This is a genomic window from Streptomyces millisiae, assembly GCF_031845425.1.
Taxonomy (GTDB): domain Bacteria; phylum Actinomycetota; class Actinomycetes; order Streptomycetales; family Streptomycetaceae; genus Streptomyces; species Streptomyces millisiae.
In genome coordinates this window covers 1-23,081 of sequence record NZ_JAVREM010000064.1, presented here as the reverse complement: position 1 = coordinate 23,081, position 23,081 = coordinate 1, and the positions used below count along the sequence as shown (strand labels likewise).

Below are 23,081 nucleotides of genomic sequence, written 5' to 3'. Positions count from 1 at the left end.
AGGGGAGAAACCAAGCAGATGCCGCCAAAGGGCCGTACTGCCGGCGCCAAGAAGGTGCGCCGCAAGGAAAAGAAGAACGTCGCTCACGGGCACGCCCACATCAAGAGCACGTTCAACAACACCATCGTCTCGATCACCGACCCGTCCGGCAACGTGATCTCCTGGGCCTCGGCCGGCCACGTCGGCTTCAAGGGCTCCCGGAAGTCCACGCCGTTCGCCGCCCAGATGGCCGCGGAGAACGCCGCGCGTCGTGCCCAGGAGCACGGCATGCGGAAGGTCGACGTCTTCGTGAAGGGCCCCGGCTCCGGCCGGGAGACCGCGATCCGCTCCCTCCAGGCCACCGGCCTCGAGGTGGGCTCGATCCAGGACGTCACCCCGACCCCGCACAACGGCTGCCGCCCGCCCAAGCGCCGCCGCGTCTGAGCGAAGTGAAGTAGGAGACAAGAAACCATGGCGCGTTACACCGGGGCCGACTGCAAGCGTTGCCGTCGGGAGAAGCAGAAGCTCTTCCTCAAGGGAGCGAAGTGCGAGAGCGCGAAGTGCCCGATCGAGATCCGTCCTTACCCCCCGGGTGAGCACGGGCGCGGGCGCACCAAGGACAGCGAGTACCTGCTGCAGAAGCGTGAGAAGCAGAAGTGCGCGCGGATCTACGGTGTCCTCGAGAAGCAGTTCCGCGGGTACTACAACGAGGCCAACCGGCAGTCCGGCAAGACCGGTGAGAACCTGCTGCGCATCCTCGAGTCCCGCCTCGACAACGTGGTCTACCGGGCGGGCTTCGCCAAGTCCCGCGACCACGCCCGTCAGCTCGTCCGGCACGGCCACATCACGGTCAACGGCCGGAAGACCGACATCCCGTCCGCGCGGGTGTCGCCGAACGACATCATCGAGGTCCGTGAGTCCTCCCGCACCCTGACCCCCTTCCAGGTGGCCCAGGCGGAGGCCGGCGACAAGACCGTTCCGGCGTGGCTGGAGTCGATCCCGTCGAGCCTGCGGATCCTCGTCCACTCGCTGCCCGAGCGCCAGGTGATCGACACCCAGGTGCAGGAGCAGCTGATCGTCGAGCTGTACTCGAAGTGACCCGGGTGGGCGGGGTCGGCCGTTTCGGTCGGCCCCGCCCTTACCCTCGAAACATCGCTGTGTCGTCTGGTCCGGCATCAAATAGCGGGTGCCGGAGACTGGAGTCGTAACCCATGCTGATCGCTCAGCGCCCCTCCCTGACCGAAGAGGTCGTCGACGAGTTCCGCTCCCGGTTCGTGATCGAGCCGCTGGAGCCGGGCTTCGGCTACACCCTCGGCAACTCGCTGCGCCGGACCCTGCTGTCCTCCATCCCCGGCGCCGCCGTCACCAGCATCCGCATCGACGGCGTGCTGCACGAGTTCACCACCGTGCCGGGCGTCAAGGAGGACGTCACCGACCTGATCCTGAACATCAAGCAGCTGGTCGTCTCCTCGGAGCACGACGAGCCGGTCGTGATGTACCTGCGCAAGCAGGGCCCGGGTCTGGTCACCGCCGCCGACATCGCGCCGCCGGCCGGTGTCGAGGTGCACAACCCCGACCTGGTCCTGGCCAGCCTGAACGGCAAGGGCAAGCTGGAGATGGAGCTGACCGTCGAGCGCGGTCGCGGCTATGTCTCGGCCGTGCAGAACAAGCAGGTCGGCCAGGAGATCGGCCGCATCCCGGTCGACTCGATCTACAGCCCGGTGCTGAAGGTCACCTACAAGGTGGAGGCCACCCGCGTCGAGCAGCGCACCGACTTCGACAAGCTGATCGTCGACGTCGAGACCAAGGAGGCCATGCGGCCGCGTGACGCCATGGCGTCCGCCGGCAAGACGCTGGTCGAGCTGTTCGGTCTGGCCCGCGAGCTCAACGTCGACGCCGAGGGCATCGACATGGGCCCGTCGCCGACGGACGCGGCGCTCGCCGCGGACCTGGCGCTGCCGATCGAGGAGCTGGAGCTCACGGTCCGCTCCTACAACTGCCTCAAGCGCGAGGGCATCCACTCGGTCGGCGAGCTCGTCGCCCGCTCCGAGGCGGACCTGCTGGACATCCGCAACTTCGGTGCCAAGTCGATCGACGAGGTCAAGGCGAAGCTGGCCGGCATGGGCCTGGCCCTCAAGGACAGCCCGCCCGGATTCGACCCCACCACCGCGGCCGACGCCTTCGGCGCCGACGACGACGGCGACACCGGCTTCGCGGAGACCGAGCAGTACTAGACGCTGGCCGCTGCGCCCTGGCCACGGACCGCGGCGCGTGGCTTGGCCACGGTCCGCGGCCACGGCGACCGCCGGTCGCCTGCCGGTCGCCTGCCGGCGGCTTGGCCGGCGGCCTGCCGGCCTTCGGCCGGCGGCCGGGCTCGGGAGCGAAGCTCCCGGAGCCCGGCCTCGGCTACGGTCCGGCCGCCAGGCCGGGGCGGTGGCCACCGACACCGGTGCCTCGTACGGCCGGTGCGGAACGCCTGTGGCGAGGCTCGCCGCAGGCGCCCGGCGTTCGGGGAATCTCCCGGGCGTCATGACTGACGTCGGTACCTGACACGGCCGGCGCAGAACGACAGGAGAGAGATATGCCTACGCCCACCAAGGGCCGCAGGCTGGGCGGCAGCCCCGCCCATGAGCGGCTGATGATCGCGAACCTCGCCACGGCGCTGTTCGAGCACGGCCGCATCACCACCACCGTGGCCAAGGCCCGCCGGATGCGCCCCGTGGCCGAGCGCCTGATCACCAAGGCCAAGAAGGGCGACCTGCACAACCGTCGCCAGGTGATGCAGACGATCACCGACAAGAGCGTCGTCCACACGCTCTTCACGGAGATCGGCCCCAAGTTCGCCAACCGCCCGGGCGGCTACACCCGGATCACCAAGATCGGTCCGCGTCGTGGCGACAACGCCCCGATGGCCGTGATCGAGCTGGTGGAGGCCCTGACCGTGCAGCAGGCCGCTGTCGGTGAGGCCGAGGCCGCCACCCGCCGCGCGGTGAAGGAGGCCGACGAGGCCAAGGCCGACCTGTCGAAGGCGGACGAGGAGACCGAGGCCGTCAACGAGGCTGCCGATGAGGCCGCCGAGGAGACCAAGGACGAGTCGAAGGACGAGTCCAAGGACGCCTGATCTCGCCGAGTACCGTCCGTTGGGCCCGTTCCCCCTCCGGGGAGCGGGCCCGACGGCGTTCCTACAGGTCGAGCACCGCCTTGCCGGCTATCCGCCGGTCGAGCAGCTCCCGCGCCGCCTCGTCGATCCGCTCCCAGGGGCCGCGCCAGTCAATCTCGGGGGAGAGGCGGCCCGCGGCGACCAGGCCGAGCAGGGTGGCCAGGTCGGGGCCGACCTCCCGGACGTCGCCGAACGTGCTCATCGTCTTGGCGGGTCCGATGGAGAACAGCGAGTAGGGGGCGAAGACCGCCGGCTCGTCGGACGCCCAGCCGATGTTCTGGACGACGCCGCCCGGTGCGAGCAGCTCCCAGGCGGCGGCGAGCTGCGGTCCGCCGACCGTGTCGAGGATCAGGTCGACCGGCCGGTCGATCCCGTCGAGGCCCGAGACCACCTGGTGCGCGCCGAGCTCCCGCAGGCCCGCCGCGCGGGCCGCCGAGCCCACCGAGGCGATCACCCGCGCCCCGCCGAGCGCCGCGAGCTGGACGGCGTACCGGCCGACCCCGCCCGCCGCGCCGGTGATCAGGACCCGGCGGCCCAGGATGTCCCGGGCGCGCAGCGTCCGCAGCGCGGTGACGCCGGCCATCGGCAGGGCGGCGGCGTCGGCCGGGTCGACGCCGTCCGGCACCTCGGCCACCGCCGTGGTGTCCACGGCCATCCGCTCCGCCCAGGCGCCGGCGCCGAAGGCCGCGACCCGGGTCCCCACGGCGGGACCCGAGCCGTTCGCGGCGGCCCGCGCCACGACGCCGGCCGCGTCGTAGCCGTGCACGGTGCCGGGGGGACGCCGGCCGGCGAACTGGACCTCGCCCCGGTTGAGGGAGATGTGGGTGACGTCGATGAGCAGCTCGTGCGGGGCCGGCTCGGGCTCGGCGGCGGTGGAGAGCCGGAGCGAGCCGGGAGCGTCGGGGTCGACGAGGAGCGCGCGCATGGCGGAGGACCCTTCGGAGGAAGTAAGCGGACTGTCAGTCCGGTTGGTCGACGCACGGTAGCATAACCGGACTGCCGGTCCGAGTCGTCGTCCGTGAGGAGAGCCGCGATGCCCGAGCGTGCCGACGCGGCCCGCAACCGCCGTGCCGTGCTGGACGCCACCGAACGGCTCCTCGCCGAGGGCGGCGGCGACCATGTCTCGCTCGACCGGGTCGCCGCCCTCGCCGGCGTCGGCAAGGGCACCGTCTTCCGCCGCTTCGGCAGCCGCGCCGGCCTGCTCCAGGCGCTGCTGGAGGAGCGGTCCCGCGAGCTGCGCGAGGCCGTCGCCGAAGGGCCCCCGCCCCTCGGCCCGGGCGCGCCCGTCCGGGAGCGGCTGCTCGCCTTCCTCGACGGCCTCGGCGCCATCGCCGAGCGCAACGCCGTGCTGTTCGCCGCCCACGAGCAGGCGTGCGCGGAGGACAAGTACGCCGACCCCAGCTACCGCTTCTGGCACGCCCACCTGGCCGGCCTGATCGCCGCCGGCCGCCCGGACGCCGACGCGGACTTCCTCGCCCACGCCCTCCTCGCCACCTTCGACGGCGACCTCGTCCGCCACGTCACCACCCCGGAGGACCCCCGCCACTTCACCCGCTCCGTGCAGCGGCTGGCCCTGGCGGTGCTGGGGTCCGACTGAGGCCGCGTATGACGCTGAGGTTGTATGCTGGCAGAGTTATAACTGCCTGGTGAGAGGTGTCGCCTGAATGACCTGGGAGATCGTCGTCGTTGAACCGGCCCTGTCGTGGCTGCATGATCTCCGACGTACCGACCGTCTCACCCTGATACAGGTCAGCAAGGCGATCACCGCGTTGCAGGAAGAAGGCCCGGCCCTGGGCCGGCCGCTGGTGGACACGATCAAGGGCTCCGAGCTGCCGAATCTCAAGGAGTTGCGCCCGGGGTCGACGGGTGCGAGCGAGGTCCGCCTGCTGTTCGTCTTCGACCCTGTTCGACAGGCGGTGATTCTCGTCGGCGGCGACAAGGCGGGCAACTGGTCCGGGTGGTATCGGAAGGCCGTGCCGCTGGCAGAAGAGGCATACGCCCACCATCTGAAACGAATCGAGGGAGAGGCGGGAACGTGATGGCGCAGGACCACTCGAAGGACCCCCAGGCCGTGTCCTGGGAGAGGCTGAAGGAGGAGTTCCACTTCACCGAGGCCGAGAAGGAGGAGATCGAACGGGGCGCCCAGGTGATGATCACCGTCTCGCGCGTGCATCGGCTCGCCGAGCTTCGTAAGCGCCAGCACACCACGCAGGTGGAGGTCGCCCGAGCCATGGGCGTCACCCAGGCGCGGGTGTCCCGCATCGAGAAGGGACAGGTGGGGCGGAGCGAGGTCGAGACGCTCGCCGCCTATGTCAAGGCGCTCGGCGGCAAGCTGAAGCTCGTCGCCGACTTCGGGGACGAGTCGTACGTCGTCGGGTGACACCCGTCGCCGGTCGCCTGAAAAAAATCCGCGATTCGTTCGTGCGTCGTGTCGATCCGCGGCCTCCCCGTTCGACCTTGGGGTGAGAGGGTCGAAGGACGGCCCTCGGTGAGACGGAGGAGAGCGACGATGGCGAAGTACATGCTGATCATGCGGGGCACCGACGAGTCCAACGCCAAGATGATGGAGACGCCCTTCGAGGAGATGCTGGAGCTGGTGGGCCGCTTCAACGACGAGCTGATCAAGGCCGGCGTGCTGGTCGCCGCCGAGGGTCTTGACGACCCGTCGAAGGGCGTGGTCGTCGACTACAGCGGCGAGACGCCGGTCGTGACCGACGGCCCCTACGGCGAGACCAAGGAGCTGTTCGGCGGCTTCTACATCCTGGAGGTGGCCTCCAAGGAGGAGGCCGTCGAGTGGGCCAGGCGCATGCCCGCCATCCCCGGCGCCAAGTGCGAGATCCGCCGGGTGCCGAGCATCGACGAGTTCCCGCAGGACAACGAGTGGATCATCAAGGAGCGGGCATGGCGCGAGCGGACCGGTCAGCTCTGACGCCGATGCCGGTCGACGACGGCCCGCCGGTCACCGAGTCGGCGCGGCGGGCGGTCGAGGCCGTCTGGCGGATCGAGTCACCGAAGATCATCGGCGCCCTGGCCCGTTACACCGGGGAGTTCGCCCTCGCCGAGGACGTCGCGCAGGAGGCGGTGGCGGAGGCGCTCGTCACCTGGTCCCGCGACGGCGCCCCGGCGAACCCGGTGGGCTGGCTGCTCGCCACCGCGCGCCGGCGCGCCATCGACGGCTTCCGCCGCCGGTCCGCCCTCGACGAGCGCTACGCGCACCTCGCCGGCCAACTGGGGGAGGGGCAGGCCAGCTCGGGCGCGCTCGTCCCGCCCGAGCGCTCCGACGACCTGCCGTGGGACCCGGACCGGGTCGACGACGACGTCCTCGCGTTGATGTTCGTCGCCTGCCACCCGGTGCTCGCGCCCGAGGCCCGCGTCGCCCTGACGCTGCGCACGGTCGGCGGCCTGTCGAGCGAGGAGATCGCCCGCGCGTTCCTGGTGCCTGTGCCGACCGTGCAGGCGCGGATCACCCGGGCGAAGAAGACGATCGCGGCGGCCGGCGTGCCGTTCGAGCTGCCGCCGGCCGAGGAGCGGCGCGAGCGCCTCGGCGGCGTCCTGAGCGTGCTGTACGTGATCTTCACGGAGGGCTCGACGGCGACCGGCGGCGACCGGCTGCTGCGGCAGGAGCTCGCGTACGAGGCGATCCGGCTGGCCCGGATGCTGTCCGCGCTGCTGCCCGACGAGCCGGAGGTGCACGGCCTGTTGGCGCTGTGCGAGCTGACGGCCGCGCGCTTCCCCGCCCGCGTCGGGCCCGACAGCGAGGCGGTGCTCCTGGAGGACCAGGACCGGCGCCTGTGGGACCGGTCCGCCATCCGGCGCGGCCTCGCGGCCCTCGGCCTGGCGGGGGCGCGCGGGCGAGGGCTCGGCCCCTACGGGCTCCAGGCGGCCATCGCCTCGTGCCACGCGGCGGCGCCCTCCGTCGCGGAGACCGACTGGCAGCGGATCGTGCTCCTCTACGAGGCGCTGGGCCGGGTCGCCCCCTCACCCGTCGTCGAACTCAACCGGGCCGTCGCGGTCGCCATGGCCGAGGGACCCGACGAGGCGCTGGCCCTCGTGGACGAACTGGCCGTCTCCGGACGGCTCTCCGGCTCCCACCTGTTGCCGAGCGTGCGCGGCGAACTGCTCACCCGGCTCGGCCGCCCGGTGGAGGCGCGGGCCGAACTGGAGCTCGCCGCCCGGCTGTGCGGCAACGCGCGCGAGCGGTCCGTGCTGCTGCGCAAGGCCGCCGCCCTGGACTGACATCCGGTCAGGGGGAGCGCCGGCGCCCGCCCTCAGGGGAGGGGAGCGGGCACCGGCGCGTTCGGGGGGTGTTCGAGAGCGTATCCCTGCTGCTTTTCTCTTGTAAAGAATGGGCGTCAGGCTTTCTTGCTGCCTCGACACGGGTGTCGAGAACGAAAGCTCAAATCTTCCTCAAGAGCAGGTACTTTGTCGTGAAGGTGGTATCTCGTCGGTGCTGGGTGATCATCCCCTATTGCAGAATAGCGAATTCGCGATAGGGAATTTCGGCTAGCGGTCCGGCCCCTGGTCGGCGAGCCGGGCACCCCGGCTGTCGGCGATGCGGAGGATGTCGGAGAGCGAGGTCGCGGACCGCTGAAGGGCCACCCGCAGGGTCAGGGGGCCGGCGGTGGGAACGCCGAGGACGCGCTCGGCGTGCGCCAACGCGTTCGCGCCGAGTCGCAGTTGATCCTCCTCGGCCCGGTCCGCGATCAACGCGAGCCGGCCGGGATCGCCCTCGTCGCCCCTGAGGTAGCACGGCTTGCCCTCCGGCGACTCCCACGGCAGCAGCCGCAGGCTCGCGTCCGACAGCGGGCGGTCACGGTCTCGGTCGTAGCTCATCTGACCTTTTGCTCCCTCACGTTCGTGGCAGGTGAGGCCCTATTGCGCTGCGTGGCCCCACGCTCACAGACTGCCGTCATCGCGCCGCGGGTGGAAGCCGTGGGGACCTTCCACGGGCGCTGTCAAGACGGGAGTTCCGGACCATGGCCAACGATGCGACCGAGCCGATGATGACGCGCCGCAAGTACGGCGAGGAACTGCGACTGCGGAGGGAGGCCGCCGGCCACACCCAACTCTCCCTCGGCGAGGCGGTGATCGTCTCGCCCTCGATGATCGCCCACATCGAGGCGGGCCGAAGGCGCCCGCGCCTGGAGGACGCCAAACGGCTGGACAAGGAGCTGAACGCGAACGGCTTCTTCGAGCGGTGGCTCCCGACGCTGGACGAGGCCCAGTTCGCCCCGCACTTCGCGGAGGCGGCGGAGTCGGAGAAGCTGGCGGAGGTGATCGAGGAGTACGCGATCGGGGCGGTACCCGGACTGTTGCAGACGGCGGACTACGCCCGGGCCATCACCCTGGGATACGAGCCCAACATCGCGGCCAAGGAACTTGACCAGCGCGTCGTCAACAGGACCGGCCGGGCGCGGATTCTCGACAACCCGACGAAACCACGGATGTGGGCCATCCTGAACGAGGCCGTGCTGCGTACCGTCGTGGGCGGCCCGGAGGTGATGGCCCGGCAGCTTCGTCATATCGCCAAGCTGGTGCACGCCGGCCGTGTCCAGGTGCAGGTGTTGCCGTTCTCCTCGGGTGCGCATCCGTTCATGAACAGCAAGTTGAAGCTCATGCGTTTCGCGGACAGCCCCGACGAGGCCTACTTCGAGGTTCTCTACAGCGGTGCGCTGACCGATGAACCGACCATCGTGAAGCGATACCAGGACGCCTATGATCTGGCCAGGGCCGCCGCGCTCCCGCTGACGGCGTCCCTGGAGCTGATCGAGTCGGTGGCGGAGGAATACGAGAATGCGATGCAGGAGCATCCCTGACGCGTCCGCGATCCCGGCGTGGCGCAAGTCCAGCTACAGCGGTGGGGACGGCGGCGACTGCGTTGAGGTGGCCGAGTCCGCGTGGCGCCGGTCGAGTTACAGCCTCGGCGACAACGGCAACTGCCTGGAGGTCGTCGACGGCTTCCCCGGCGCTGTCCCCGTCCGGGACAGCAAGAATCCGACCGGGCCCGCGCTCCTCGTGCCCTCGGGGAGTTGGGCCGGGTTCGTGGCGGCGGTGCGCGCCGGTTCGTTCTGAGCGAGCACGGTCCGCGGCGGTGACGCCGCGGTCCCGGGTACACAACGGGGGATCGAGTAGCAGTGGCGCGGGCGTCTGACTGGAGTCCGGTCGACATGGACCGGGACCCGACGCCGGGGTATCCGGACGAGGTGCGCGAACTTGCGGACCAACTCCAGTACTTCGCCGACGAGGTCGGCGTGGCGCTGGGGCGGATCCGCGGCATGGCAGAGGAGCGGGCGGTCCTGGCGTGGGCGGGGCGGTCGGCCGAGGCGTTCCGGTCCGAGTTCGACGGCGTGCCGGGCAACTTGGAGAAGCTCCAGACGTCGTACGACATGGCGGCGCAGGCATTGCAGTCGTACTGGCCGAAGTTGGAGACGGCGCAGGGCATGGCGGACCGGGCGCTGGACCGGGCGATCGCCGCGCAGGCCGACTTGTCCGCTGCCCGGGCGGCGTTATCCGACGCGCAGGACTGGGTCTCCCGGGCAGGTGCCGAAGCGGAACGCTTGGAAGAACAAAGCGAGCGCCGAAACGTGGAGCCTCCCTCGGAGGCGGAGGTCCGCGCGGCCACCCGCGACCGTACCGCCGCGAACGAGGCGGCCTCCTCCGCGCGCTCGCGCGTCGAGGACGCCGAGGAGGCGCTGTCCGCCGCCCGCGAACTCGCCCAACAGGCCAAGGAGATGCGCGAGGAAGCGGCGCGGGCCTGTGCGTCCGAGATCGACGAGGCGTCGGACGCCGGTATCCAGAACCGGCGGTGGTGGGAGGACGCGATCCACTGGGTGTCGGAGAACTGGGACACCATCGTGGAGATCTGCAAGGTCGTCGTCGCCGTCCTCGGCATCGTGGTGATGATCATCGGCGGGCCGTTGGCCTGGGTCGTCCTCGCCGCGGCGCTCGTCGTCCTCGCCGACACGCTCTACGACTTCGCACGGGGCCGAGCCACCCTCCTCGACGTCGCCTTCGCCGCCCTCGACTGCATCCCGGGCATGAAGGGTCTCACCACCCTCGGCGGCCTGGCCGCAGGCTTCCGCCGCCTCGCTAGCGGTGGTCTGCGGGGCATGGCCCAGACAGTTCGCCAGACAGGTGGCTCGCTCCGCCGGGTCCGGGGTAGCGCTGACTTCGAGTACGAGTGGGCCGACGACGCGTACGATGCCATTCGTCGATCTGACGATGTCGACGCCGTGGCGAGCACGGCCGCCGAGTACGGGTTCACGCGGGACCAGATCGCGCAGATCAAGTCGCATGTGTTCGAGGAGGAACACCTGCTCGATGCCCACGTCGGCATGGGCTACCCGGCGGAGATGGGGAGGTTCGACTCCAACCCACGGATGGCCGAGGCATGGGACCGTCTCAGGAACGGAGATCCGCATCCGGCGGATATCGACCTTCTCCGGCATGAGCTCTACGAATCCAACTACATGAGGGACACCGGCAACCCGAGTTACAGTGAGGCGCACCGCGCGACCAACGACGCGGGCTTCACGTGGGACGAGGAAGCTGCCGCCCGAGACGGACGCGGTTTCCGTCGCTGACCTGGAGAACCACCGTCATGATGTCGTTTCTCGCGAAGCTCCTCAATGGTGCGGACGAGCCCTATCTCTACCGTGTCCATCTGGACGGCGGCGAACGGATCAGCCATCTGCTGTTCGCCCCCAAGGCGGGCGTCATCGTCTCTGCCACCGAATCAGGCGAGGCGGACGGACACAGGAAGCTGTTCCTGGACAGTGGGGAGTTGGCGCCGCCCACCTTCGAGGGGGAGACGGACTTCGAGCGGGGCGATGCGGGGCTCAGTCGGGAGGAGTTCTCCAGGGTGGCCCTGAACATCCGCAGGGAGTGGATGAAGAGGGGGGAGCCGCCGGCCGCGGTGGTCAGGACGTACGGCTGACGGCATGAAGGACCGTGACGTGGCGTCGTGCCGGGCCTGCGAGCGATTTGTGCTGCAGATTCCCGGGTGGACCACGTTCGTCCAGAGCTACTGGTTGCTGCGGGCCGACTGGCGAGCGGAACCGGGTTTCTTTCACGGTGCCCTGCATTTCTCGTGCCTGTCGGGTTGGGAACACGAGGAGGCCTTTCGGCGGGAGCTCGTGGAGATCCTCACCGGGCGCGGCCGCCCGATCACCGTCGAGGCCGAGGACGGTGCGCACGTGCTGGAGCAGCCCGGCCTCTACTACAGCGAGCTGGTCCACCAGGACGGGGAATGGTCGATCCACCGCAACACATCCACTGACCGTTGGCTCATCCTGAGTCGTCGAGGGCCGTGGTTCTTCCTCGACGCCCGGCAGTTGGACGCGCTCGCGCAAGGGCTGCCGGCGCGGGCCGACGAGGGTGGGGAGCGGGTGAGGCTGCCGGAGGGGCTGGAACTGGAAATCGATTCGGCGTCCCTCGCGGGACTGCTCGACGCGCTGGCGATTCGTGATCGCTATCCCGGCCTCCTGGAGCACGGCTCGCCGGATTACCAGGTCTGGGGGTATTTCCCGAAGAAGCGAGGGCTCGCATACTCGGTCGCGGTCGATCTTCCGCTTCCCCGCTCGGCGGCTGAATTCCTGGCCGGCTACGCGCGCGAGTACGAGCCGATCCGTTTCGACGAGCCCGGGTAGCGTTACGGCGGTAGGTCCGCCTCCTCGTCGGGGACCCAGCGGAGCACGTCGCCCGGTTGGCAGTCGAGCGTGCGGCAGATCGCGTCGAGCGTCGTGAACCTGACCGCCTTGGCGCGGCCGTTCTTCAGCACCGCCACGTTGGCCGGCGTGATGCCGACGGCCTCGGCGAACTCGCCGACGGACATGCCGCGTCGGGCGAGCAGCAGGCCGAGGTCGACGACGATCGCCATCAGACGACCTCGGCCATCTCGGTCTGCAGGTCCGTCGCCTTGCGCAGCAGGCCCCGCATGACGACGACCAGCATGACGAACGCCGCCCCCACGCCGACGCACGCCGTCGCGCCAAGGAGCGCGCTGATCGCGTTCATGCCGTCGTCCGGTTCGGGGATCTCGGCTAGGAAGAGGTGTCCGGTGACGCCGAGCGCGAGCAGCGTCGCGACGGCCGAGGCGCCGATGACGACGTCGACCCAGCGGAAGGCGCGGGGCGTGAAGATCGCCTCGCGTTCGACCATGGAGAGCAGCATCCACACGGCGCCGAGCGCGACCTGGACGCAGGCGACGCCGAGGATCGCGACCGTCACGTAGGGGACGGCGAAGGGCTCGTAGGGCGGGAAGCGGTCGACCTCGTCGGCCGCCGTCGTCGGTATGACCACGAGCTGTCCGAAGAGGCCGGCCAGGATCGCGAAGGCGATGCCGACCCGCAGCGCGGCGATGAAGAAGCGATGCACCTGTCGATCATCGATAGATTTCGATCGAAAGTCAATCGACGGCCGTGGTGAACTCCTCGACGCCCAGCACCCGCAGCAGGTCGAGCCGCTCGCGGGCCCCGGCGTCCGCCGGGGTGAGCACCACCAGCGTCTCGCAGTCCAGGAGCAGCCGGCCCACCCGCGGGTGCGGCACGGTCTTCCGGTCGGCCCGCCTGACCGCCACCTCGTCGTCCGCCCAGCGGCGGCGGAAGTCGGCGCTCGCGGCCCGCAGCCGGTCGACCAGTTCGGTGACCGTGGGGTCGCCGGCCCGTCACCGCCGGTGCTCCGGGTCGGCGGCCTCCCACAGGCGGCGGCCGACCAGCAGCCACAGCAGCCAGCCGGCGGCGACGAACCCGGCCATGCCGACGGCCGTGTTGGCGGCCAGCTCCGGCAGCGGCGTCGGCGCCAGGGTGACCTTGTCGACCCAGTAGGGGCCGCCCCACGTCCAGTCCATCGGGGCGCCCTCGACCAGGTGGACCCAGATCGACCAGCCGAAGATCCGGCAGGCGCCGTAGACGAAGTAGGCCCGGTACAGGGCCAGCAGGACCCGGTCGGACAGGTGGAGCCGGCGGCGGAGCCAGCCCCAGGCGGGATCGGAGGTGACGACCTCGTCGAAGAAGTACCGGGCGCGCAGGGCCTTGAAGCCGAGCAGGGCGAGGGTGAGCCAGAAGAGGTCCCAGACCAGGCCGAGGCTGCCGTAGTACGCGGCGGCGTCGCCGTAGCGGCCGGCCTGGGCGGCGTAGGCCCACATGCCGGTGCTGTACTGCTGGGTGGTGAAGGGGAAGAACAGCATCGTGCCGACGCTGTCGAAGACGTCGGTGAGGACGTGCGCCGACGTGCCGACGAAGAGGCCGAGCGCCCACTCGCGGCTCCTGAAGACCCACAGCGTCAGCAGGCCGAGGACGACGGCGAACATCAGCGAGTGCGTGAACCCGGCGCCCGGCCAGCCGCGGTGGTACTCCCACGGGTCGTCGGGCCTGATGACCAGGTTGCCCAACTCGATGCCGTAGACCGGCAGCTTGGTCAGCATGTCGGGGGCCAGGCAGCCGGTGAGGATCGCCAGGAAGGACGCCTTGGTCTTCACGTGCCGGTGCAGCAGGTAGCTCTCCAGCTCGTGCGCGGCCCAGCTCACGCGTCGCTCCCCCCGCGGACGCGGTCGCCGACGAAGCCGGCCGCCGCGACGCACAGCACGCAGATCGCGGGCCCCACCAGCCAGTTGAGCACCGGCGTGGTCCACAGCGCCCCGCCGCCGACGAGCACGAGCCCCGCGAGACCGTAGCCGACCACCTCGGCAGGACCCGTGGTGTGTGGCTGCTCGGCGGCACCCCTCTGCTCCGGCCTGATCTCCGTCGCGGTCATGACGCGCCTCCCCGTTCCTCGCAGTGCGACGAGGCGGAAGCATACTCGATATATACCGAGTATGTTGCCTGGGTGGTCCGGCGTGGGGTTCGGTGGGCCCATGCGTCAAAGGGGGCGGTCATGAGTTACGGCGTTATGGCGTTCGCCGCCGACCTGGAGTGGTTCCGCGGGATCCTGGGCTGCGGAGATCGAGCGATCGTCGACAGCGACCTTGCCTCCTGGGCGGACCAGCTCGACGAGATCGACCGCTCCCTCGGCCTCACGCCCGAGGCAGGGTGCAGGCTCGCGTACGAGCGCATGATCATGGGCGGAGAGCAGGTCGGCCACCCGGCCACCTACGGCTACTGCTTCGAGCTCTTCTGCATGCGACTCGCGACGTACCTGCCGAACGACCACTGGTCGGGCATGGACAGCCGTTGGTTCGGCGCGGTGCGCGACGCCCTGCGGGAGGGCGGGGTGCCCGACTTCGATCCCGCGAGCCTGATCCGCAACGGACCGGGCGTCCCGCTGCCGCGCATCGCGGACTTCCCGCGCATCGGACACGTCCCCCGCGAGCGGGTCCCCGCGCTGAGGCGGGAGCTCGACGGCCTGAACCCCGACGCCGTCGCCGACCCGGACGCGTTGGAGGCGATCCGGCAGATGCGGGACTGGCTGTGGGCGTGCGAGGAGGGCGGTCGGTCCCTGATCTGCTTCTACCACTGACCTCGCTGCCGCGTCCGTTACGGTCGAGGGCTCGGTGAGGGGTGCTGTCGAGTGGCGGATCTCGCGGGATGTCGTTCTGAGAGGATCGGGGCGTGAGTGACGAGGTACAGGCCGGGCACGTCCGCGTGCGGCTCGATCTTTCGTACAACGGGCACGACTTCTCCGGCTGGGCCCGGCAGGAGGGGCTGCGGACCGTGCAGGGCGAGCTCGAGGAGGCGCTGCGGGTCGTGACGCGTTCGCCGCGCCGGTTCGAGCTGACCGTGGCCGGGCGGACGGACGCCGGCGTGCACGCGCGCGGCCAGGTGGCGCACGTCGACCTGCCGGAGGCGGTCTGGCTCGAACAGCGGGACCGGCTGGTGCGGCGGCTGGCCGGGCGGCTCCCGAGCGACGTGCGGGTGTGGCGGGCCGAGGCGGCGCCCCCGCACTTCAACGCGCGGTTCTCGGCGATCTGGCGGCGCTACGCGTACCGGGTCAGCGACCACCCGGGCGGCGTCGACCCGCTCCAGTACGCGTCCGTGCTGTGGCACAACTGGCCGCTGGACGTGGCCGCGATGAACGAGGCGTCGTCACGCCTGCTCGGCGAGCACGACTTCGCCGCGTACTGCAAGAAGCGCGAGGGCGCGACGACCATCAGGACGCTGCGCGCGCTGCGCTGGGAACGGCGGCCCGACGGGGTCGTCGAGGGCACCGTGGAGGCGGACGCGTTCTGCCACAACATGGTCCGCTCGCTCGTCGGCGCGCTGCTCTTCGTCGGCGACGGCCACCGCCCGCCCGACTGGCCGGGCAAGGTGCTCGCCGGGCGGGTCCGCGACTCGGCGGTGCACGTGGTGCGGCCGCACGGCCTGACGTTGGAGCGGGTCGCCTACCCGCCGGACGACCAACTGGCCGCCAGGAACCGGGAGGCGCGCAACGTCAGGACCCTCGCCGGGGGGTGACCCGGGCGCCCGCGCGGGCGTGGACGCGGTAGCGGCCCGGCGCCCGGCCACGGGCGCGAGTGAAGGCGCGGCTGAAGGCGGGAACCGAGCCGTACCCCACGGCGGCCGCGATCTCCTCGACGGAGTCGTCCGTGTCGCGGAGCCGGACGGCTGCCAGGTCCATCCGCCACTGCGTCAGGTACGCGGCCGGGCTCTGCCCGATGGCCGCCGGGAAACGCCGCGCGAGCGTCGCGCGTGAGGCCGCGATCGCGGCCGCCAGCGTCGCCGTCGTCCAGGGCCGTGCGGGGTCCCCGTGGATGAGCTCGAGCGCCCGGCGGACGATCGGATCGCCGAGCATGCCGAGCCAGGTCCCGCGCTGCTCGGCCGGCCGGGTGGCCAGCCAGGCACGGAGCAACTGGATCAGCATGATGTCGACGAGGCTGTTGAGCACGGCCGTCGTCGCGATCCCCGGCTCGGCCAGTTCGCGGCCGAGCATGCGCACGGCGTCGTCGAAGCAGGTCGCCCCCGTGTCGGCACTGACGTGCACGAGGTCGGGAAGCGTGCCGAGCAGCCGGGTGCGCACCGCGGGATCGCAGTCGTAGTGCATGGTGACCATCCGCGTGCGCACGGGCGGCGAGCCGAGCCTGACCACCTCGTCGGTCGCGCGTTCGGGCGCCGCCACCCCGTCGCACGCCTCCGCCTCCGTCCCGGGGGCGTCGCCCAGGCTGTGCCGCGTCCCGGCCGACAGCAGGACGACGTCACCCGTGGCCAACTCCCGTGGCTCACGGCCCGCGACGGTGAGCCACGCGCTGCCCGAGGTGATGGCGTGCAGCGCCGCGCCGGGACGGTCGTCCAGGGTCATCGCCCAGCGTCCGCCCGCTTCGATCCGGGTGCCGAGGGTGCCTCGGACGCCGGAGACCGAGAGCACGTCGGTCAGTGGATCCATGCGGCGATCGTAGCGGTGCGGCGCGCCACCCGCTGAGGCAGACGGACAAGGATCTGAGTCAGGAGAGCATCGACTGGCGCATCTGACCCTCTGTAGGTTCTTCATGCCCGGGTGGACCGGGAGGATCCTCAAGGAGAGGCGAGAGACATGCGACTGCACGGAGCCACCGCCCTCGTCACCGGAGCCGGCCGCGACCTCGGCCGCCACTTCGCCGAGCAGCTGCTGCGCCGGGGCGCCGCGAAGGTGTACGCCACCGCCCGGCGTCCGGAGCTCGTCGACGTTCCCGGCGCCGAGGTGCTGGCGCTCGACGTCACCGACCCGGCGTCCGTCGCGGCGGCCGCGGCCGCCGCCGGCGACGTCGACCTGCTGGTCAACAACGCCGGGATCTCGTCGGGCGTGAACCTCGTCGACGGAGACCTCGACACGATCAGACTGACCCTCGACACCCACGTCTACGGGACCCTCGCCGTGATCCGGGCCTTCGCCCCCGTCCTCGCCGGGAACGGCGGCGGCGCCATCCTCAACGTCCTGTCGGTCCTGTCCTTCCAGAGCCTCGTCGGCAACAACGCGTACGCCGTCGCCAAGTCCGCGCAGTGGAGCCTCACCAACGGCGTCCGGCTCGAACTCGCCGCCCAGGGCACCCTCGTCACCGGCCTGGTGTTCGGGCCGACGGCCACCCGGACCATGAAGGAGTACGCGACCGAGGCACTGGGGGGCGGTGCGCTCCCGGACGGCATGCTGAACGACCCCGTCGACATCGTCCGCACCGCCCTCGACGGGGTCGAGGCCGGGAAGATCGAGATCCTCGCCGACCGCTACGGCGCCGCCGCGAAGGCATCGCTCGCCGGCGACCCCCGCCCCTTCACGCTGGAGCCGGCGTCCGCCGCGTGACGGCCCCGGCGGTCAGCGGTTGTTGCGCTCCTCGACGATGGCCGCGGCGGACGCGGACGCCTGGGCCTCGCCGCGCTGGATGATGCGGGCGAAGGCGTGGTCGTTGCCGTCCCGCGCGGCCTGCTGGGCGGGGGTGCCCTCGCCGCTGTCGGGGGAGCCGTCGCTGTTGCCGGCGATGGTGAAGTAGGTGTAGCGGCCGACCTGGTTGGTCGTGGTGCGGCAGCCGCCGCGCTGGCAGAACGACGGGGCGTCGCCGCCGGTCAGCGGCTGCAGGTTGCCGGCCGCGGCCTCCCGGGCCGCGATCGCGTCCTCCTCGGTGGGGAACTGGGCGACGCCCACGGTGACCGCCACGCCCTCCGCCGTGTAGGTGGCGCGCAGCAGGGTGGCGCAGCCGTTGTCGGTGAGCGCGGTGGCGAGGTCGTCGGAGACGGCGCCGGCACAGCCCTCGGTCGCGTCGGAGGCGGCCAGCGCGTAGGGCCGGCCCTCTATCTCCATGGCGCCGCCGAAGAACGAGTCCTGCTCGAACGGCGCGATGTCCTTGTCGGCGTCGGAGATGAACTCCCGGGGCTGGGGGAGCGGGGGCAGGGTCGTCTCCTCGAACGTGCGGTCGTCGCTCGGACCGTCCGACGGCTCGGCGGGCAACTCGCCGGAACCCGGGTCCTCGGTCGCGGTGTCGCCGCCGTCACCCCCCTGGTTGACGATGGCGAGCGCGACCACCGTGCCGACGGCCGCGGCGGCGAGCGCGCTGCCGATGATGACCCACCAGCGCTTGCGGGCCCGCTTCTGCTCGGCGTCGGCCGCGAGCCTGTTCCAGTCCGGCGTGTTCGAACCCCCGGGAACCCACTGGGGTCCCCCCTGCCCGTAACTCATGGGCGGAAGTGTAGAGGGGGACCCCGCGGCTCGGTCAGCCCGCGGGCCCACGGAGAGCGGCGGCCGAGGGGAAAACCGGTGGGGCCTGGGAGCGGTGGGCGGCAGACTGGCCGGCATGGGACATGTGGAGGTCGCGCACCTGGAGTACCGGCTGCCGGACGGGAGGGTGCTGCTCGACGACGTGTCCTTCCGGGTCGGGGAGGGGGAGGCCGTCGCGCTGGTCGGGGCCAACGGGGCCGGGAAGTCCACGCTGTTGCGGCTGGTCGCCGGCGAGCTGCGGCCGGTGGGCGGCAGCGTCGCGGTCAGCGGTGGGCTCGGCGTGATGCCGCAGTTCGTCGGGTCCGTGCGGGACGAGCGGACCGTGCGTGACCTGCTGGTGTCGGTGGCGCAGCCCGGGATCCGGCGGGCCGCGGCCGCCGTGGACGCGGCGGAGCTGGCGGTGATGGAGCGGGACGACGAGGCCGCGCAGCTGGCGTACGCGCAGGCGCTCGCCGACTGGGCCGAGGCCCGCGGCTACGAGGCCGAGACCGTCTGGGACATGTGCACGACGGCCGCGCTCGGGACGCCGTACGAGAAGGCGCAGTGGCGGCTGGTGCGCACGCTCTCCGGGGGCGAGCAGAAGCGGCTCGTGCTGGAGGCGTTGCTGCGCGGCGGCGACGAGGTGCTGCTGCTCGACGAGCCCGACAACTACCTGGACGTGCCGGGCAAGCGCTGGCTGGAGGACCGGCTGCGCGAGACCCGGAAGACCGTGCTGTTCGTCTCGCACGACCGCGAGCTGCTGGCCCGCGCCGCGCGCAAGATCGTCAGCGTGGAGCCGGGGCCGGCCGGCTCGGACGTCTGGACGCACGGCGGCGGCTTCGGGACGTACCACGAGGCGCGGGAGAAGCGGTTCGAGCGGTTCGAGGAGCTGCTGCGGCGCTGGGAGGAGAAGCGGGCCCAGCTGAAGCGCCTGGTGGCCGACCTGCGGCAGTACGCGGCGCGCAGCGACGAGATGGCCTCCCGCTACAAGGCGGCGCAGACCAGGCTGCGGAAGTTCGAGGAGGCCGGGCCGCCGCAGCGCCCACCGCGCCGGCAGGACATCAGGATGCGGCTGCGCGGCGGCCGCACCGGGCTGCGGGCCGTGACCTGCGAGGGGCTCGGGCTGACCGGCCTGATGCGCCCGTTCGACCTGGAGGTGTTCTACGGCATGGGGGCACCTCCCAGCCCGCCAGGGCTGGGGGAGGGTCGCCGTGCTGGGCTCCAACGGCTCGGGCAAGTCGCACTTCCTGCGGCTGCTCGCCGGCGAGGACGTGGCGCACACGGGCACGTGGAAGCTGGGCGCGCGCGTCGTGCCGGGGCACTTCGCGCAGACCCACGCGCACCCCGAGCTGCTCGGCCGGACCCTGCTGGACATCCTGTGGACCGAGCACGCCAGGGACCGCGGCGCCGCCACCTCGGCGCTGCGCAGGTACGAGCTGGACCGGCAGGCGGAGCAGCCGTTCGACCGGCTGTCCGGCGGGCAGCAGGCGCGGTTCCAGATCCTGCTGCTGGAGCTGACCGGCGTGACGGCGCTGCTGCTCGACGAGCCGACGGACAACCTGGACCTGGAGAGCGCGGAGGCGCTCCAGGAGGGGCTCGAGGCGTTCGAGGGCACGGTGCTGGCGGTGACGCACGACCGGTGGTTCGCGCGCTCCTTCGACCGCTTCCTGGTGTTCGGCGAGGACGGCGTGGTGCGGGAGACGGCCGAGCCGGTGTGGGACGAGCGGCGGGTCGTGCGGGACCGGGGCTGAGGGGCGGGAGGGGGGCCGTTTTGACCCGTCCGTGGCACGGACGGTAGTCTGCCGAGTTGAAACTTATGCGTATGGCTTGCTCGATCTCACGTGAGGGGCCTGCGCCGGTCCACCAGGATGGTTGCCAGCGGCCAGCACCCGGTTTGCGTCACCGAGGTGTCGGCCTTCTCTGTTGTGATCGTCGGGTGGCCTTGTCAGGAATCATTCACGAAGAAGCGAAGGCTACGACCCGTGCGTACGTTCAGCCCCAAGCCCGGCGACGTCCAGCGTCAGTGGCACGTCATCGACGCGACCGATGTCGTGCTCGGCCGCCTGGCCTCCCAGGCCGCCACCCTTCTGCGGGGCAAGCACAAGCCGGTGTACGCGCCGCACGTTGACACCGGTGACTTCGTCATCATCGTCAACGCCGACAAGGTGCACCTGTCCGGCAACAAGCGGACCCAGAAGCTGGCCTACCGGCACTCCGGATACCCCGGCGGTCTGCGGTCCGTCCGCTATGGCGAGCTCCTGGAGAAGAACCCGGAGAAGGCCGTCGAGAAGGCCGTCAAGGGCATGCTGCCCAAGAACACCCTGGGCCGTCAGATGTTCTCCAAGCTCAAGGTGTACGCCGGCCCGGAGCACCCGCACAGTGCCCAGCAGCCGGTGCCGTTCGAGATCACCCAGGTCGCGCAGTAGTCCGGCCACCCCTAAGACGAGAGATATCTGAGGAGAATCGTGGCCGAGCCCACCCCTGAGACCCTTGACGCCGAGGTTCCCGAGGTCGAGGAGTACACGACCGAGAGCGCGCCCGAGCAGTTCGCCGCTGACGGCGAGACCGTCTCGGCCCGCTTCGGCGACCCGCTGCCGGGTGCCGGCACCGGGCGCCGGAAGAACGCGATCGCCCGCGTCCGGATCATCCCCGGCAGCGGCAAGTGGAAGATCAACGGGCGCACCCTGGAGAACTACTTCCCCAACAAGGTGCACCAGCAGTCCGTCAACGAGCCGTTCAAGATCCTCGAGCTCGACGAGCGGTACGACGTCGTGGCCCGCATCTCCGGCGGCGGCATCTCCGGCCAGGCCGGCGCGCTGCGGCTCGGCGTGGCCCGCGCGCTCAACGAGGCGGACGTCGACAACAACCGCGGCCCGCTGAAGAAGGCCGGCTTCCTGACCCGTGACGCCCGCGCGGTGGAGCGGAAGAAGGCCGGTCTGAAGAAGGCCCGCAAGGGAACCCAGTACAGCAAGCGCTGATCGCCGATCCGGCTGTTTGGCGGGTTTGCCCGGCTTTTCCCGGCGCCCCGGTGGCACGTCCGTGCCACCGGGGCGTTCCTTTTATAGGGTTAACGGGCTTGTGAACGGGCTTGTGTGAACATCTCGGAGGAACAACCGTGGGACGACTCTTCGGAACGGACGGGGTGCGGGGCGTCGCCAACGCCGATCTGACGGCCGAGATGGCACTCGGCCTGTCGGTCGCGGCGGCGACCGTCCTCGCGCGCGCGAGGAGCGTCAGCGCCACGGAGGGCGCCGGGGCCGGGCGGCCGACGGCGGTGGTGGGCCGCGACCCGCGGGCCTCCGGCGAGTTCCTGGAGGCCGCGGTCGTCGCCGGCCTGGCCAGCGCGGGGGTGGACGTGATCCGGGTGGGCGTGCTGCCGACCCCGGCCGTGGCGTACCTCACCGGCTCGCTCGACGCCGACTTCGGCGTCATGCTGTCGGCCAGCCACAACCCGATGCCGGACAACGGCATCAAGTTCTTCGCGGCCGGCGGGCACAAGCTGGCCGACGAGCTCGAGGACCGCATCGAGGCCGCCTACCACGACCACGCGCGCGGCGAGCCGTGGGCGCGGCCGATCGGCGCCGGCGTCGGCCGGGTCACCGACTACGACGAGGGCTTCGACGCGTACGTCTCGCACCTGGTGGGCGTGCTGCCCAACAAGCTGACCGGCCTCAAGGTCGTCATCGACGCGGCGCACGGCGCGGCCTCGCGGGTCGCGCCCGAGGCGTTCGCGCGCGCCGGCGCGGAGATCGTGACGATCGGCGCCGAGCCGGACGGCCTCAACATCAACGACGGCTACGGCTCCACGCACATGGCCGCGCTGCGGGAGGCCGTGCTCACGCACGGCGCCGACCTGGGTATCGCGGTGGACGGCGACGCCGACCGCTGCCTGGCCGCCGACGCGGCCGGCCGCGAGGTGGACGGCGACCAGATCCTCGCCGTCCTCGCCGTGGCCATGCGGGAGGCCGGCACGCTCACCGGCGACACGGTGGTGGCCACGGTGATGTCCAACCTCGGCTTCACGCTCGCCATGGAGCGGGAGGGCCTCCGACTGCGGCAGACGGCGGTCGGCGACCGCTATGTGCTGGAGGAGATGAAGCGCGGCGGCTACTCGCTCGGCGGCGAGCAGTCGGGCCACGTGATCGTCTCCGACCACGCGACGACGGGCGACGGCACGCTGACCGGCCTGCTGCTCGCGGCGCGCGTCGCCGCGACGGGGCGGCCGCTGGCCGAGCTCGCCGCGGTGATGGAACGGCTGCCGCAGGTCCTGATCAACGTGCCGGACGTGGACCGGACGCGGGTGAGGGAGTCGCGCGAGCTGGCCGAGGCGGTGACGGAGGCCGAGCGCCAGCTCGGCTCGACGGGCCGCGTCCTGCTGCGTCCCTCCGGGACCGAGCCGCTGGTCCGCGTCATGGTCGAGGCCGCCGACCCCGCCCAGGCCCGCACCATCGCGGCGGGCCTCGCCGACGCGGTCAAGTCAGCGCTGGGCTGACGCCAGGCCGGCCAGGGCCGCGCCCACCCACCCGCCCTCCGGGCGGGTGACGCGCGGAGCGCGGCCCCTCCCTGGCGGACTCCGCCCGCCAGCCCGCCGCGTCGCCGTGCGGGGGCCGCCGGCGGGCGCCAGCCCACCACGCGGCCGCCCGCGGGTGGCAAGCCGCCCTCCCGGGCGGGCCGCCGCGCGGCGGCCCTGGCGGGCCGGACGATGGACGGCGTTACCCCACGCTTCCGCTGCGCTCGGCCCGGGCCGGGCGCGACGGCGCGCTTCGCGCGGCTGTGCGCCCGGGCGGCGGCCAGGCCGCCGGCGGCAGCCCGCGCCGCCGCCCCTACCCGCGCGGAGCGCGAAAGGGCG

Annotated in this window: 28 protein-coding genes and 2 pseudogenes; 21 read left to right on the top strand and 9 right to left on the bottom strand. The window is 71.6% G+C overall.

Translation table 11 applies throughout. From position 1 onward, the window contains the following. The first annotated feature begins 18 nt into the window (after nucleotides 1-18). From rpsK to rplQ, 4 genes are all read left to right on the top strand, one after another. Nucleotides 19-423 (top strand): 30S ribosomal protein S11, encoded by a 405-nt coding sequence (gene rpsK / locus RNC47_RS29585; RefSeq protein ID WP_019433438.1) that lies wholly within the window; start codon nucleotides 19-21, stop codon nucleotides 421-423. 27 nt (nucleotides 424-450) lie between these two features. Continuing rightward, entirely contained in the window at nucleotides 451-1,077 is a 627-nt protein-coding gene (gene rpsD, locus RNC47_RS29580; protein ID WP_311603093.1) for a 30S ribosomal protein S4, read from the top strand. Nucleotides 1,078-1,190: 113 nt separating this feature from the next. Continuing rightward, a complete protein-coding gene (locus tag RNC47_RS29575) occupies nucleotides 1,191-2,213 on the top strand; it encodes a DNA-directed RNA polymerase subunit alpha (RefSeq protein ID WP_311603092.1) in 1,023 nt (340 codons plus the stop codon). Between the two features lie 347 nt (nucleotides 2,214-2,560). Next, nucleotides 2,561-3,100 carry a 50S ribosomal protein L17 gene (gene rplQ / locus RNC47_RS29570; protein ID WP_311603091.1) on the top strand — a complete coding sequence of 180 codons (540 nt, stop codon included), beginning with the start codon at nucleotides 2,561-2,563 and terminating at the stop codon, nucleotides 3,098-3,100. Nucleotides 3,101-3,161: 61 nt separating this feature from the next. On the opposite strand, the gene RNC47_RS29565 is transcribed toward rplQ, so the two are convergent. After that, the gene (locus RNC47_RS29565) at nucleotides 3,162-4,064 is read right to left on the bottom strand and encodes a zinc-binding dehydrogenase (RefSeq protein WP_311603089.1); all 903 of its coding nucleotides are present in this window, start codon (nucleotides 4,062-4,064) and stop codon (nucleotides 3,162-3,164) included. Nucleotides 4,065-4,172: 108 nt separating this feature from the next. Between RNC47_RS29565 and RNC47_RS29560 the strand changes: the two genes are divergently transcribed. The 5 genes from RNC47_RS29560 to RNC47_RS29540 all read left to right on the top strand — a co-directional run bounded on the left by RNC47_RS29560 (nucleotide 4,173) and on the right by RNC47_RS29540 (nucleotide 7,375). After that, on the top strand, nucleotides 4,173-4,736 hold the full coding sequence (locus RNC47_RS29560) for a TetR/AcrR family transcriptional regulator (RefSeq protein WP_311603088.1): 564 nt from the start codon (nucleotides 4,173-4,175) through the stop codon (nucleotides 4,734-4,736). A 67-nt stretch (nucleotides 4,737-4,803) separates the two neighbouring features. After that, nucleotides 4,804-5,178 carry a type II toxin-antitoxin system RelE/ParE family toxin gene (locus RNC47_RS29555; protein ID WP_311603087.1) on the top strand — a complete coding sequence of 125 codons (375 nt, stop codon included), beginning with the start codon at nucleotides 4,804-4,806 and terminating at the stop codon, nucleotides 5,176-5,178. Next, a complete protein-coding gene (locus RNC47_RS29550) occupies nucleotides 5,178-5,519 on the top strand; it encodes a helix-turn-helix domain-containing protein (protein ID WP_311603086.1) in 342 nt (113 codons plus the stop codon). The genes RNC47_RS29555 and RNC47_RS29550 overlap by 1 nt, the downstream gene beginning before the upstream one ends. 129 nt (nucleotides 5,520-5,648) lie before the next feature. Further along, entirely contained in the window at nucleotides 5,649-6,068 is a 420-nt protein-coding gene (locus RNC47_RS29545) for a YciI family protein (RefSeq protein ID WP_311603084.1), read from the top strand. Next, nucleotides 6,041-7,375: an RNA polymerase sigma factor gene (locus RNC47_RS29540; protein WP_311603083.1), complete on the top strand. Its 1,335-nt coding sequence runs from the start codon at nucleotides 6,041-6,043 to the stop codon at nucleotides 7,373-7,375. Before RNC47_RS29545 ends, RNC47_RS29540 begins: the two co-directional genes overlap by 28 nt. Nucleotides 7,376-7,642: 267 nt before the next feature. Here RNC47_RS29540 and RNC47_RS29535 read toward each other — a convergent pair whose 3' ends face one another. Further along, nucleotides 7,643-7,972 (bottom strand): hypothetical protein, encoded by a 330-nt coding sequence (locus RNC47_RS29535; protein ID WP_311603082.1) that lies wholly within the window; start codon nucleotides 7,970-7,972, stop codon nucleotides 7,643-7,645. 143 nt (nucleotides 7,973-8,115) lie between these two features. Between RNC47_RS29535 and RNC47_RS29530 the strand changes: the two genes are divergently transcribed. From RNC47_RS29530 to RNC47_RS29510, 5 genes are all read left to right on the top strand, one after another. Further along, entirely contained in the window at nucleotides 8,116-8,955 is an 840-nt protein-coding gene (locus RNC47_RS29530; protein WP_311603081.1) for a helix-turn-helix domain-containing protein, read from the top strand. Continuing rightward, nucleotides 8,933-9,211, top strand: coding sequence for a DUF397 domain-containing protein (locus RNC47_RS29525; RefSeq protein ID WP_311603080.1), 279 nt, complete (start codon nucleotides 8,933-8,935; stop codon nucleotides 9,209-9,211). The genes RNC47_RS29530 and RNC47_RS29525 overlap by 23 nt, the downstream gene beginning before the upstream one ends. 95 nt (nucleotides 9,212-9,306) lie before the next feature. After that, nucleotides 9,307-10,722 carry a WXG100 family type VII secretion target gene (locus RNC47_RS29520; RefSeq protein WP_311603079.1) on the top strand — a complete coding sequence of 472 codons (1,416 nt, stop codon included), beginning with the start codon at nucleotides 9,307-9,309 and terminating at the stop codon, nucleotides 10,720-10,722. 17 nt (nucleotides 10,723-10,739) lie between these two features. Next, nucleotides 10,740-11,075 carry a hypothetical protein gene (locus tag RNC47_RS29515; protein WP_311603078.1) on the top strand — a complete coding sequence of 112 codons (336 nt, stop codon included), beginning with the start codon at nucleotides 10,740-10,742 and terminating at the stop codon, nucleotides 11,073-11,075. A 4-nt stretch (nucleotides 11,076-11,079) separates the two neighbouring features. Continuing rightward, nucleotides 11,080-11,787: a hypothetical protein gene (locus tag RNC47_RS29510; protein WP_311603077.1), complete on the top strand. Its 708-nt coding sequence runs from the start codon at nucleotides 11,080-11,082 to the stop codon at nucleotides 11,785-11,787. Between the two features lie 2 nt (nucleotides 11,788-11,789). On the opposite strand, the gene RNC47_RS29505 is transcribed toward RNC47_RS29510, so the two are convergent. The 5 genes and pseudogenes from RNC47_RS29505 to RNC47_RS29485 form a co-directional block, all read right to left on the bottom strand. Continuing rightward, entirely contained in the window at nucleotides 11,790-12,017 is a 228-nt protein-coding gene (locus RNC47_RS29505; protein ID WP_311603076.1) for a helix-turn-helix domain-containing protein, read from the bottom strand. Next, nucleotides 12,017-12,514 carry a DUF2975 domain-containing protein gene (locus RNC47_RS29500; protein ID WP_311603075.1) on the bottom strand — a complete coding sequence of 166 codons (498 nt, stop codon included), beginning with the start codon at nucleotides 12,512-12,514 and terminating at the stop codon, nucleotides 12,017-12,019. The genes RNC47_RS29505 and RNC47_RS29500 overlap by 1 nt, the downstream gene beginning before the upstream one ends. Before the next feature lie 31 nt (nucleotides 12,515-12,545). Then, nucleotides 12,546-12,803 (bottom strand): annotated as a pseudogene (locus tag RNC47_RS29495) (MmyB family transcriptional regulator); the annotation flags it as partial. Beyond that, nucleotides 12,804-13,664, bottom strand: coding sequence for a metal-dependent hydrolase (locus RNC47_RS29490; protein ID WP_311603074.1), 861 nt, complete (start codon nucleotides 13,662-13,664; stop codon nucleotides 12,804-12,806). Next, entirely contained in the window at nucleotides 13,661-13,891 is a 231-nt protein-coding gene (locus tag RNC47_RS29485; RefSeq protein WP_311603073.1) for a hypothetical protein, read from the bottom strand. The genes RNC47_RS29490 and RNC47_RS29485 overlap by 4 nt, the downstream gene beginning before the upstream one ends. 120 nt (nucleotides 13,892-14,011) lie before the next feature. On the opposite strand from RNC47_RS29485, the gene RNC47_RS29480 reads away from it, so the two are divergent. Further along, nucleotides 14,012-14,593 carry a DUF7691 family protein gene (locus tag RNC47_RS29480; protein WP_311603072.1) on the top strand — a complete coding sequence of 194 codons (582 nt, stop codon included), beginning with the start codon at nucleotides 14,012-14,014 and terminating at the stop codon, nucleotides 14,591-14,593. A gap of 92 nt (nucleotides 14,594-14,685) precedes the next feature. After that, complete coding sequence (truA, locus tag RNC47_RS29475; protein WP_311603071.1) at nucleotides 14,686-15,528, top strand: tRNA pseudouridine(38-40) synthase TruA; 843 nt, start codon at nucleotides 14,686-14,688, stop codon at nucleotides 15,526-15,528. On the opposite strand, the gene RNC47_RS29470 is transcribed toward truA, so the two are convergent. After that, nucleotides 15,506-16,453: an AraC family transcriptional regulator gene (locus RNC47_RS29470; RefSeq protein WP_311603070.1), complete on the bottom strand. Its 948-nt coding sequence runs from the start codon at nucleotides 16,451-16,453 to the stop codon at nucleotides 15,506-15,508. The two genes, truA and RNC47_RS29470, sit on opposite strands and share 23 nt — an antisense overlap. A 147-nt stretch (nucleotides 16,454-16,600) precedes the next feature. Here RNC47_RS29470 and RNC47_RS29465 point away from each other — a divergent pair, with 147 nt between their 5' ends. Beyond that, nucleotides 16,601-17,344: an SDR family oxidoreductase gene (locus RNC47_RS29465; protein ID WP_311603069.1), complete on the top strand. Its 744-nt coding sequence runs from the start codon at nucleotides 16,601-16,603 to the stop codon at nucleotides 17,342-17,344. Nucleotides 17,345-17,356: 12 nt separating this feature from the next. On the opposite strand, the gene RNC47_RS29460 is transcribed toward RNC47_RS29465, so the two are convergent. Then, a complete protein-coding gene (locus RNC47_RS29460) occupies nucleotides 17,357-18,214 on the bottom strand; it encodes a hypothetical protein (RefSeq protein ID WP_311603068.1) in 858 nt (285 codons plus the stop codon). A 115-nt stretch (nucleotides 18,215-18,329) separates the two neighbouring features. Here RNC47_RS29460 and RNC47_RS29455 point away from each other — a divergent pair. From RNC47_RS29455 to glmM, 4 genes and pseudogenes are all read left to right on the top strand, one after another. Then, nucleotides 18,330-19,983, top strand: a pseudogene (locus RNC47_RS29455) (ABC-F family ATP-binding cassette domain-containing protein). A 231-nt stretch (nucleotides 19,984-20,214) separates the two neighbouring features. After that, nucleotides 20,215-20,658, top strand: a complete 444-nt coding sequence (gene rplM / locus RNC47_RS29450; protein ID WP_132934725.1) for a 50S ribosomal protein L13 — start codon at nucleotides 20,215-20,217, stop codon at nucleotides 20,656-20,658. A gap of 39 nt (nucleotides 20,659-20,697) precedes the next feature. Next, nucleotides 20,698-21,210, top strand: a complete 513-nt coding sequence (gene rpsI, locus RNC47_RS29445) for a 30S ribosomal protein S9 (RefSeq protein WP_311603066.1) — start codon at nucleotides 20,698-20,700, stop codon at nucleotides 21,208-21,210. Between the two features lie 137 nt (nucleotides 21,211-21,347). Next, nucleotides 21,348-22,724, top strand: coding sequence for a phosphoglucosamine mutase (glmM, locus tag RNC47_RS29440; protein ID WP_311603065.1), 1,377 nt, complete (start codon nucleotides 21,348-21,350; stop codon nucleotides 22,722-22,724). Nucleotides 22,725-23,081: the final 357 nt, after the last annotated feature.